This window comes from Streptococcus sp. S784/96/1 (assembly GCF_902729355.1).
Lineage (GTDB): Bacteria > Bacillota > Bacilli > Lactobacillales > Streptococcaceae > Streptococcus > Streptococcus caledonicus.
Genome location: NZ_CACVCC010000023.1, coordinates 25,098 through 36,318, shown reverse-complemented (window position 1 = coordinate 36,318; position 11,221 = coordinate 25,098). Strand labels below are relative to the sequence as shown.

Genomic DNA, 11,221 nt, shown 5'->3' with positions numbered 1-11,221 from the left:
CTACTTGTATTTTGAATTCAGGTGGATACTTTGTAAATTTACTTCCTTTTTTAGCCATGAGAAAAGAACCTCCTTATAAGAACAGTATAGTACTTTTTATACTGTCCATTATAAGGGGGTCTTTTCAAAATGGCTTCTTTTTAGTATAACTGAAAACGGTTAAAAAATTAAGAGAAATCGCCTATGGTATGTTAGAATAAATAGATATAAGGTCTTTGAAGGAGGTCATTTATGAAAAAACGTGTGCTATTAATTGTCAATCCAAGTTCAGGTGGGGAGAAAGCTAGGTCTTATGAGGATTTGGCTAGAGAGAAATTAGAAACTATTTTTGATGAAGTCATCGTTAAACATACTAAAAAATCAGGAGATGCAACGGCATTTGCTAGAGGAGCATCGGAAGAAAATTATCATAGTGTCTTTGTTATGGGCGGTGATGGTACGGTTAATGAGGGGATTAATGGTTTGGCTGAGTTGGAGAACCGTCCGAATTTTGGCTTTTTCCCACTTGGTACAGTTAATGACTTAGCGCGTGCTCTGGGAATGCCTCTTGATCCAGAAAAAGCTATCAATCAGCTGGATATCACGAAAACGAAGCCGCTAGATATTGGGAAAATTAACGATCAGTATTTTATGAATGTTGTTGCTATTGGAACAATCCCTGAATCAATCAATAATGTTGAGTCGGAAGAAAAGACTAAGTGGGGCAAACTAGCTTACTTTATTTCTGGTTTTAAGGAAGTGATGACAACGCAGTTTTACGATTTTCAACTGACCATTGATAGCGAAGATTTAGCTATTAAGAGTAGTACAATAGTCATTGGTTTAACTAATTCTATCGGTGGTTTTGAAAATATGCTACCTGATGCCAAAGTTGATGATGGGATGTTACATCTTATCTATATTAAAGATACGTCGCTAGTAGATACCCTAAAGGCTGTGCCAGAGTTGGTGACAGGTGTATCAAGTGCTAATAAAAATGTGGGCTATTTAACATTTAAGGAAGCTACAATTGCATTAGTGGACATTGCTGCTGACCTTGGTACAAATGTTGATGGAGATGAGGGGGACTCGTTGCCTATCAGCGTTAAAGTGCTTCCATCTCATTTGACAGTATATGCTTAGTTTTTTAGGATGTTGTGACCAACTGTAGTTATATAGGAAATAAAAAGTGTCAAGCATTAAAGCTATCTGATGTCCTCCTGCTTGTGTGATTGGAGTTGCTTGAATCTCTCGCGACTTTAGTCGTGAGAGATTCAAAGAGAAGATATAAGGAGCTCTCGTTAAGAAATGCCTGTACACCAGAAAAAAATAATTGACCTACTAACAAGAATTGCTACATTAAAAGAGCTTTTTAATGCATGTGGTTATAACAAAAAATCTGAGGAGATGTTACTTGAGGAATTCCAGTGTCCAGTAGGTACTTCTGAAAAAATAAAGAAAGCTAGCAAATCATTACAACGTTGGGTGATCTAGTAGACTTTCTTTTGTTAAAACCAGTCATTAGCTCAATTTTAGGGATCTTATGATATTATAAATACGGCTTTTTGACATATCTGTTAATTAGATTTTAGCCAGTAGACGAATAACTTATAGAATTGAACAACAATGAGCAATGTGACATAAAGTGATTGAATGATTAAGAGAATGCGGAACTTTAACATTAAATAATGATATCATACTAAATTAAGCTAAAAGAACAGCTATCTCCATTGGATGATAAGGAGAAAGCTGTTTTTTTGTTTATTTTTTAGCAATGGATCAAGGAGATAAAAAATAGACTAGACATACAAGATAGCTATTTCGTTTTGCTATAATACCTACTGTCTTGGAGAAACAATGGTTTCATCCATAAGTTTTTGAAAATATGAAAGGAGTTACATTCGTATGTTTTCTTACCAAAATAAAAAATATTCAATTCGTAAGGTGAAGAATGGCGTAGCATCAGTTGTTATCGCTTTGTTATTTTCTCTAGGAGGAGTTTCAAAAGTTCATGCTATAGAGCAGAACTGTGGTTCGGAAGACTGGACTCAGGGATTGCTGTTAAGATGTGATCACGGAGAAGGTGAACTAAAATTTGAGTTTGAGGAAGATGGAGGACAAGGTCTTAGATTCCATGATCATCTTGGTTCTAGAGGTCGTACACCGGGTCTTCCAGGTCTATCAGGTGAGCGCGAAGGCGATATCATTGGTCTTCATGGTCGCACACCAGAATTACCAGGCCTAGAAGGCGAGCGAGAAAACGATGGCCTTAGCGGCCGTACACCAGACCTCCCAGGTCTATCAGGTGAACGCGAAGGCGATATCATTGGTCTTCATGGTCGCACACCAGAATTACCAGGATTAGAAGGTGAGCGAGAAAATGATGGTCTTAGCGGCCGTACACCAGACCTCCCAGGTCTATCAGGTGAACGCGAAGGCGATATTATTGGTCTTCATGGTCGCACACCAGAATTACCAGGATTAGAAGGTGAGCGAGAAAATGACGGTCTTAGCGGCCGTACACCAGACCTCCCAGGTCTATCAGGTGAACGCGAAGGCGATATCATTGGTCTTCATGGCCGCACACCAGGCCTCCCAGGTCTATCAGGTGAACGCGAAGGCGATATCATTGGTCTTCATGGTCGCACACCAGAATTACCAGGATTAGAAGGTGAACGTAGTCCGCACCCTGAGGACCTTCCATTAGGTTATGGTTATCCAAAAGCTGAAATTGAGTCTCTTCATGGCAAGAGTCCACGTCCAGAAGATGGAGAGTATGGACCGCACCCTGAGGAAGGTGAACGCGAAAATGATGGTCTTAGTGGTCGCACACCAGAATTACCAGGATTAGAAGGTGAGCGAGAAAATGATGGTCTTAGCGGCCGTACACCGGGTCTTCCAGGTCTATCAGGTGAACGCGAAGGCGATATCATTGGTCTTCATGGTCGCACGCCAGAATTACCAGGTCTAGAAGGCGAGCGCGAAAATGATGGTCTTAGCGGCCGTACACCGGGTCTTCCAGGTCTATCAGGTGAGCGCGAAAATGACGGTCTTAGCGGCCGCACACCAGACCTCCCAGGTCTATCAGGTGAACGCGAAGGCGATATCATTGGACTTCATGGTCGCACACCAGAATTGCCAGGCCTAGAAGGCGAGCGAGAAAACGATGGACTTAGCGGCCGCACGCCAGAATTACCAGGCTTAGAGGGCGATCGAGAAAATGACGGTCTTAGTGGCGGCATTAAAAATCCGCATGGTGACTTTCCTTTTCAAGCTCCATTTTGTCTAGGAGGTGGTAGGTGTCACCTTCCAGGTTTTGAGGGTGAGCGAGAAAATGACGGTCTTAGCGGCCGCACACCAGAACTGCCAGGTCTATCAGGTGAACGCGAAGGCGATATCATTGGACTTCATGGTCGCACACCAGAATTACCAGGCCTAGAAGGCGAGCGAGAAAATGACGGCCTTAGCGGTCGCACGCCAGAATTACCAGGCTTAGAAGGCGAGCGCGAAGGCGATATCATTGGTCTTCATGGTCGCACGCCAGAATTACCAGGATTAGAAGGTGAACGTAGTCCGCACCCTGAGGACCTTCCATTAGGTCATGGTTATCCAAAGGCTGAAATTGAGTCTCTTCATGGTAAGAGTCCACGTCCAGAAGATGGAGAGTATGGACCGCACCCTGAGGAAGGTGAGCGAGAAAATGATGGTCTTAGCGGCCGTACACCAGACCTCCCAGGTCTATCAGGTGAACGCGAAGGCGATATCATTGGACTTCATGGCCGCACACCAGAATTACCAGGCCTAGAAGGTGACCGTGGTATTCCTGGAGCTATAACTTCAGAACGATTAAGTGTGTCAAATAGTAGAGGAAGACGCTCAATTGAAACACCGCAGAATTCAATATCATCATCACAAGCAGCTTCGTCAAATAGAAGCGCTAGTGCTGTAAATAGTCCGTCAACACCTCAAGATAACAACACTAACAAACCAACTAATAAGTCGTCACAATCACGTAAACAATCATCAAATCCTTCTATATCTTATGGAGCACCCCCTAAAGCGAGGTCTCTTTCAAAGCATAAAGATTCAAAAGAAACGGCTCAAAGTGCAGAAAAAGTGTTACCGTTCGTTTTGATTGCAATGTTGATAATGATTATCACCGGCACAGCTTACCTTATCCCTAAAAAAACACCTAAGGAGTAGAAATTGTGATACAAAGGCAAATTCAGTCAATTAGAGAGGAAGGAAATCGATCAAAATCGTTTCTACTGTTTGCGACAAGTTTAGCACTCATAGCAACAGGAACTTCTACCGTCTATGCTAATGATGCAAGTCATGAAAAGGATAGACACTTAGCTCAAGAGGCAGTAGAGTCTATCCAATCAGAGGCTTCTCAACTAACCACATCCGATACAATAGAGGAAGCCAAAAAAAACATGGAAGAGAAGTTAGATGACATAGACACGATAAAAGAGGAGAAAGAAACGATAGTTTTGGAAACTTCTCTTTCAGTGGATCCCATTGTTCCCGGAGATACAGTGATTTCTGGTACAACTACTTCAAATGCTATAGTAGATGTTAAAATTGATGAAGTCTCACAAACTTCAGTGGAGGACTTTTTCGTTGCTGATGAAAAAGGTAAGTTTTTGCTTAAGTTAGAGCGTCCCATTTCCTACAATCAAAAAATAGAAATTGTATCTACCCATCCAAAAATCTTTGAAGCAGAGGAAGAAGATGATTTTGAAGGTGGTGAAGCCCAAGTTGTCATCACAACTCCAAGGCATCCCGAGGCTTATCCTATCCCAACCAAGCCCCTCCAAAAGGTAGGAAATCAGCATCAGGTATTGGTTGAGCCTCTGTTTGAAGGTGCCAAGAAGATACAAGGGCATACTTCTGTTGAGGGGACCGTTTATGCTATGATTGGCGGAACGATAGTGTCCAAACCAGCTCGAATAAAAGATGGTTATTTTGAAATAGAATTTTCAGATGACATAGAAGCAAGTACCTTTAAAACCACTCAAAATGTGAAGTTATCTTTCATTTCAAATGATGGTCTACCAGTGATGCATGCTGTTCCAGTCTATCCGTTAGGAGAGACTCTCAAAGAAAAACCGAAACCATCCTTCACTTATCAAAACCTAACAGTAGATAGCACAGAGTTTTCTGGTATGACAGAGCCTTTTGGACGCGTCAAGCTTTACGATGCTGAGACAGGTAATTTTGTCCTAGAAGCATGGGCAAATGAGGAAGGAAAATACTCTGAAAAATTGCCAGCATTAGCTAGTCACCAGCGTTATTATCGTCTCTTTGTCGGTCTTAACAATGACTATCAAATGTTGGTAGAACAGACGGTAGACGGAGCAGATAAGAAGATTCCTCCTTCACAAGTCTTGGAGATTTTGGATCGTATTCTTTTTGATACGACTGATGTTTCTTCTCCCTCTAGTCCACTGCAAGTACCGAATATTCACGATCAAAAAGAATATATAGCTGGACGTAGTAAATATGCGCATCATTTTATCAGGATAACCTCCTCTGTGTCAGATAAGAAATTCCCTACCATCATGACCAATGAACTAGGTTTTTGGGGAATTGACTTTAGAGACTTAGAGATAACACTGGAACAAGGAGAGCAGCTCACCTTTGAAGTGATGGATCCTAAGAGCTTTGCGGTGGTGGCTAAACAAAGCACGATTGTCAAAGGGATCAATGATGGGGTAAAACCAGAAGAACACTCCTTTGTCTTACCTACGATTACAAGCGTTACAGGGTATGTGAAAGGCCAGGTTGCTCCAAATGTTCGGATTTTTGTTCATCAAGGTAATAAGCTCTTAGCAGAAACCAGCTCGACTCCTGAAGGAGATTTCGAGATTGACTTTGGAGAGACCGTACTTGAACCAAATAGTTTATTGACATTTACCGCTTTTAACGAGGAAGGACGACAGGTTCTTTGGAATAAAGTTTCTGTTAAAAAAGGAGAGGGGAAACGCATTAGAAAACCCGAGGAAAAATCAGAAACACAGGAGAAAGCGCCGGATGTTCTTGTCAATACTCAAAAGAAACAAGCAGACAACTCTGAACCAATTCTCCAACCACAGGATAGCCCTTCTATAGACAAAACAGTAGAAAACAAGCGACAGCTTGATTCATCTACAGAGTTCAAGGTTCTTCTTAGAGATGACCAAGAACAGTCTGTACCATTCATTACAGCGAGAGAGCCTCAGCAAGAAGTTGCTCTATCAACTGTAGTTGATTCCAAAGCTAGCGAAGGAAAAACTACATTACCGCGCACGAATGCAAAACCTTCTCTTGCTCTGATGTTGGCAGGATTGGTCAGTCTAGGGGCAGTAGCTCTTACGATCTTGAAGAAAAAACAATCAGAAGCCTAATGTCATTAAGTTAAAGAAGTTATTACTCATGTTATGAGTAGTGGCTTCTTTTTATATGAAACTAAACGTGATGTTTAAGATGTTGTTGAACGATGGTAATTATTGAAATGACGTTATTCAAGATAAGCCATGTAAAACAGACTAGCTTTTCTTTAGTATGGTGGAGAAGTAGTCTTTTTGTAATAGCACTAGCTAGTATGGATAGAAGATAGGAGTCTTATGAGAAATACTTGTATTTTAGATTTTATGTTAATATTGAATACTAGAAGAAAAAAGGAGCAAAGGTTATCTTTGACAAAATAAAAGAGAGTGGGACAAACCATCACGATGGCAGAGCCCACACCCACAAAACAATGAAAAACCAATAGGCAAAGCCTTGCTAAGTGCATACTCTTAGTGAGGGCTTTTTGAAGTTTTCGTATAAGAAGTCATGATTTCGAAGTCTGACTTTCCCTCACTCTCTGGTCTCTAAGCTCAGGCTGAAACTGTCCACTGGACACTTTCACCACCTCCGTATAGCACAAAAGGTTTGGGGAACCTTTTGTGGTGGGGAATAAGGCGAACGAAGTTCGTCTCAATCGTTAAGGTCTGGGAGACCTTTGGAGGTTGGAAATAAGATGAACGATGTTCATCACATTCGTATAGGATGGCAGCTAACGATTGTGTGGTATTCAAATAGTCCAGTAGACTATTTGAGGTGGACACTTGAAAATGAAGAAGTGTCCAGTTGCAGACCTCCAATGAACCACTGTGTCAATCTGTTATTGTTATCAAAAAAAGAAGGTTGAGATATTTTTGTCCCAACCTCTTGTACTTGATTGGATTATTCTTATTTACCAAGGCAGAATTGGCTAAAGAGTTGAGTGATGAGTTCATCAGGAGCAACATCACCTGTTATTTCACCAAGAATTTCCCAAGTTCTTGTCATATCAACTTGAAGGAGGTCTACAGGCATTCCCAGTGTTAATCCTTCATTGACAGCATTTAGGCTTTCTAGAGCTTTTTCAATGAGGCTGATGTGGCGAGCATTTGAGAGGTAAGTCGCGTCTTTTTCAACGAGTCCAGCATTTTCAAAGAAAAGTTGATTGATTTTTTCTTCAATAGCGTCAATATTTTGATTTTCAAGGACAGAGATACGTATCACATCTGCTGGTAGTTCATCGGCTTCGATTTGTTCAGGAAGATCTGTTTTATTCAGTAAAAGAACACGGTTGCTATCTTTTGAAATATCAAGTAGATCTCTATCTTGTTGGGTCAATGGTTCCGCTGCATTGAGGACAAGAAGAACCAAATCAGCTTCTTGCAGGGCTTTTTTAGACCGTTCAACACCAATCTTTTCAACCACGTCATCAGTTTCACGAATACCAGCAGTATCAATGAGTTTGAGAGGAACTCCTTTGATATTGACGTATTCTTCGATGACATCACGTGTGGTCCCTGCAATATCTGTTACGATAGCTTTTTCTTCGCGGAGTAAATTGTTCAGAAGACTAGATTTTCCAACATTTGGACGACCGATGATAGCAGTAGAAAGCCCTTCGCGAAGAATTTTTCCACGTTTGGCTGTACGAAGGAGTCTTTCTAAAAGGTCTTGGAATTCTGTTGTTTTTTCCTGCATGAGAGCAGTCGTCATCTCCTCGACATCGTCATATTCTGGGTAATCAATATTGACTTCAACTTGTGCTAGGGTGTTGAGAATTTCTTGTCGGATACTATTGATGAGATTTTTTAGAGAGCCATCAAGTTGTGAGAGAGCATTTGACATGGCTTTATCTGTTTTTGCACGGATAAGATCCATAACAGCTTCAGACTGAGTTAGGTCAATGCGGCCATTCAAAAAGGCACGCTTGGTAAATTCACCTGGCTCTGCCATTCTTGCTCCAGAACGAATTAATAACTGTAAGATTTCATTAGTGACAGCAACACCACCGTGAGTATTGATTTCCACGACGTTTTCCCGAGTAAAGGTGCGAGGAGCTAACATGACAGAGACCATGACTTCATCCAGAATGTTTTGAGTTTGCGGATCCATTATATGCCCATAGGTTAGAGTATGACTAGCAATTGTTTCCAAATTTTTTCCCTTGAAGACACGGTTCGCAATAGTCAGAGCTTCTGAGCCAGATAAACGGACGATGCCGATAGCACCTTCTCCCAAGGGGGTTGCAATAGCAGTAATGGTATCAAATTCTTTGGTAATAATCATAAACCTATTTTAGCGTAAAAGCTATTTAGAAGCAAGAAAAGGAGTAAAAGAATAGCGAGGGCTTTCATAAAAACTAGCCTCGGAAGGTGACTTAGAGTGAGAGGTTTGTTTGACTCTATGGTATAATAATCCTGTGAAGTTTTTTGATGTCATTTGCAAGGGCGTATCATTTATATAGTTATTTTTTTAATGTGGTGAGGGTCGCCCCGAGTATTTCCCAGATTGGAAATAAGATGAACAGAGTTCGTCACAATCGTTAAGGTCTGGAAGCTCTTTTGAGATTGGAAATAAAGAGACTGAGAAAAGTCTTAAAAAGAAATAGCTTAGCGTAACGTCATCAAGAAACACTGATTCAAAGCCATTTTATATTGTTCAATTTTAAAAAAGACAGACTAAAAATTAACTGTTTACTCAGCCTTGTCAAACCTCTTATGAAGTATCATTCCTTTTTGGTAAACCTAAACTCCCTGTTCTCTTATTTTTAAGATATAATCTCTGGTATTATCTTATTTCTAAATAACAGGTTTTGATTTTTGAATCGGCGATATAGGTTGAAGTGATTATGGTCATGATGTTCCTGTATGTTGCGGAGATCGAAATTGTTGATGTTGTTTTATTAAAAAGCAAAGCATATCTTCATGACAATGCAAGGCATCAAAATACTGGTGCTAAAACGATTACTAGTGTAGCCAAAGGCATTTTTAACGAGAATATCAATCAAATACGGGAAATTTTAGACATGATTTAAAGGGAGGAAATGATAGAATGAGCATTCGCATTCAAGAACTAGCAAATCGGGTGACTATTATGGGAATCCTGAATGTAACGCCAGATTCTTTCTCAGACGGAGGAAACTATGTCGAACTTGATAAAGCTCTGGCTCAAGTTGAGCAAATGCTGGCAGATGGGGCGCTTGTCATTGATGTTGGCGGTGAATCCACTAGACCTGGTGCCACATTTGTCTCCGTTGAGGAAGAGATTGCTCGTGTCGTTCCGATTATCACGGCTATTAAAGAACGCTTTAATTGTTTAGTATCGATAGATAGCTACAAGACAGAAACGGTGCGGGCTGCCCTAGAAGCAGGAGCAGATATCATCAATGATGTCTGGGCAGGACTATACGATGGACAAATGTTGCATTTAGCGGCCACATACGATGTCCCTATCATTCTTATGCACAACCAAAAAGAGGAAAACTATCAAAATATTGCAGAAGAGGTTTGTGATTTTTTATCAGCCCGCGCTCAGGCCGCTTTAGATGCGGGAGTTAAGGCAGATAAGATATGGTTAGATCCAGGCTTTGGCTTTGCTAAAAATGCCCAGCACAATCTGGATCTGCTTAAAGGATTAGAGATGGTTTGTCAACTTGGCTATCCAGTTTTATTTGGAATTTCTCGAAAACGGGTGATTGACCATTTACTAGGTGGGGGAAGCAGTCCTTTAGATCGCGATCAGGCAACGGCAATCCTATCCGCTTACGCTATTGCTAAGGGGTGTCAGATGGTTCGAGTTCATAATGTTGTAGCCAATCGTGATGTGATAGATATTTTAGAGCAGTTGAGGTGAAAATGGATAAGATTTTTTTAAAAGAGTGTCGATTTTATGGCTATCATGGTGTCCTTGCCGAGGAGCAAGTGCTAGGGCAGATTTTTGTAGTGGATTGCGAGATAGAAGTTGACTTACAGGCTGCTAGTCTATCAGATCAGTTATCTGATACGGTTCACTATGGGATGGTTTTTGAAACCATAAAAGAGCGGGTAGAAAATGAAAGATACCAATTAATAGAGCGCTTGGCTGGTGCTATTTGCCAGGATATCTTTGACCATTACCCAACAGTGATGGGAATTACTCTAACAATTAAAAAGGAAAATCCGCCGATTGCTGGTCACTACGCACATGTCGGCATCACCTTGGAGCGTCGCAGATGAGCCAGGTATTCTTAAGTTTAGGTAGCAATATGGGTAACCGAGCCAGTTATTTAGACCAGGCGGTTCAAGGTTTGAAAGATTTGCCAGCCACTCAATTGCTAGCCATTTCACCTATATATGAAACCAGTGCTTGGGGAAAGACGGATCAGGCAGACTTTCTCAATCTTTGCCTAGCCATCGACACAGATCTTTCACCACAGGACTTGTTGTATCATACCCAGACTTTGGAATTATCGCTGGGTCGGGAACGTCATGAACATTGGGGACCTCGAACGGTTGATATTGATATCTTGCTCTATGGTCAAGAAGTGGTGCAGGAGAAAAAACTGACGATTCCACATCCTCTGATGCAGGAACGTTCTTTTGTTCTAGTTCCGTTGGCAGATATCGCCCCAACCTTTCAACATCCTATTTTTCTTAAAAGTATTGCAGAGCTGCTAGAAGCAGTACATACTGAAGGAGTTAGAGCTGTCAATCAGTAAAGGAATCATTTCCGTATGAAACAAGAGTATGGGGCAAACAGGCAGTATGGTTAATCCCACACCCGAAAACAAATGAAAAACAATAGCCAAAGCCCTCGTTAAGTGTTTATACTCTTAGTGAGGGCTTTGTGGTTGATAACTTAATGATCATAACCTATCAAGGCTAAACGATGTTCAGATGTGATTTTCTTACAGTATGGATTAGGTAGTAGGTTTATTTAAGTGCCATAAAGGATT

The 11,221-nt window shown here is 41.1% G+C and carries 9 protein-coding genes; 8 read left to right on the top strand and 1 reads right to left on the bottom strand.

Annotated elements, in window-relative coordinates:
* The first annotated feature begins 231 nt into the window (after nucleotides 1-231).
* From GZ996_RS08400 to GZ996_RS08385, 4 genes are all read left to right on the top strand, one after another.
* A complete protein-coding gene (locus tag GZ996_RS08400) occupies nucleotides 232-1,122 on the top strand; it encodes a diacylglycerol/lipid kinase family protein (protein ID WP_162011823.1) in 891 nt (296 codons plus the stop codon).
* 165 nt (nucleotides 1,123-1,287) lie between these two features.
* Nucleotides 1,288-1,473, top strand: a complete 186-nt coding sequence (locus GZ996_RS08395; protein ID WP_156805499.1) for a hypothetical protein — start codon at nucleotides 1,288-1,290, stop codon at nucleotides 1,471-1,473.
* 411 nt (nucleotides 1,474-1,884) lie between these two features.
* Nucleotides 1,885-4,182, top strand: a complete 2,298-nt coding sequence (locus GZ996_RS08390; RefSeq protein ID WP_162011822.1) for a YSIRK-type signal peptide-containing protein — start codon at nucleotides 1,885-1,887, stop codon at nucleotides 4,180-4,182.
* A gap of 5 nt (nucleotides 4,183-4,187) precedes the next feature.
* Nucleotides 4,188-6,368, top strand: a complete 2,181-nt coding sequence (locus tag GZ996_RS08385) for an LPXTG cell wall anchor domain-containing protein (RefSeq protein ID WP_162011821.1) — start codon at nucleotides 4,188-4,190, stop codon at nucleotides 6,366-6,368.
* Nucleotides 6,369-7,197: 829 nt separating this feature from the next.
* On the opposite strand, the gene mnmE is transcribed toward GZ996_RS08385, so the two are convergent.
* The gene (gene mnmE, locus GZ996_RS08380; protein WP_202914411.1) at nucleotides 7,198-8,571 is read right to left on the bottom strand and encodes a tRNA uridine-5-carboxymethylaminomethyl(34) synthesis GTPase MnmE; all 1,374 of its coding nucleotides are present in this window, start codon (nucleotides 8,569-8,571) and stop codon (nucleotides 7,198-7,200) included.
* A gap of 565 nt (nucleotides 8,572-9,136) precedes the next feature.
* Between mnmE and GZ996_RS08375 the strand changes: the two genes are divergently transcribed.
* From GZ996_RS08375 to folK, 4 genes are read left to right on the top strand one after another with little or no spacing between them, the layout of a single operon-like run.
* Complete coding sequence (locus tag GZ996_RS08375; RefSeq protein ID WP_162011820.1) at nucleotides 9,137-9,322, top strand: hypothetical protein; 186 nt, start codon at nucleotides 9,137-9,139, stop codon at nucleotides 9,320-9,322.
* A 17-nt stretch (nucleotides 9,323-9,339) separates the two neighbouring features.
* Nucleotides 9,340-10,140, top strand: coding sequence for a dihydropteroate synthase (gene folP, locus GZ996_RS08370; protein WP_162011819.1), 801 nt, complete (start codon nucleotides 9,340-9,342; stop codon nucleotides 10,138-10,140).
* A 2-nt stretch (nucleotides 10,141-10,142) separates the two neighbouring features.
* Entirely contained in the window at nucleotides 10,143-10,502 is a 360-nt protein-coding gene (gene folB / locus GZ996_RS08365) for a dihydroneopterin aldolase (protein WP_162011818.1), read from the top strand.
* A complete protein-coding gene (gene folK, locus GZ996_RS08360; RefSeq protein WP_162011817.1) occupies nucleotides 10,499-10,984 on the top strand; it encodes a 2-amino-4-hydroxy-6-hydroxymethyldihydropteridine diphosphokinase in 486 nt (161 codons plus the stop codon). The genes folB and folK overlap by 4 nt, the downstream gene beginning before the upstream one ends.
* The last annotated feature ends 237 nt before the right edge of the window (nucleotides 10,985-11,221 follow it).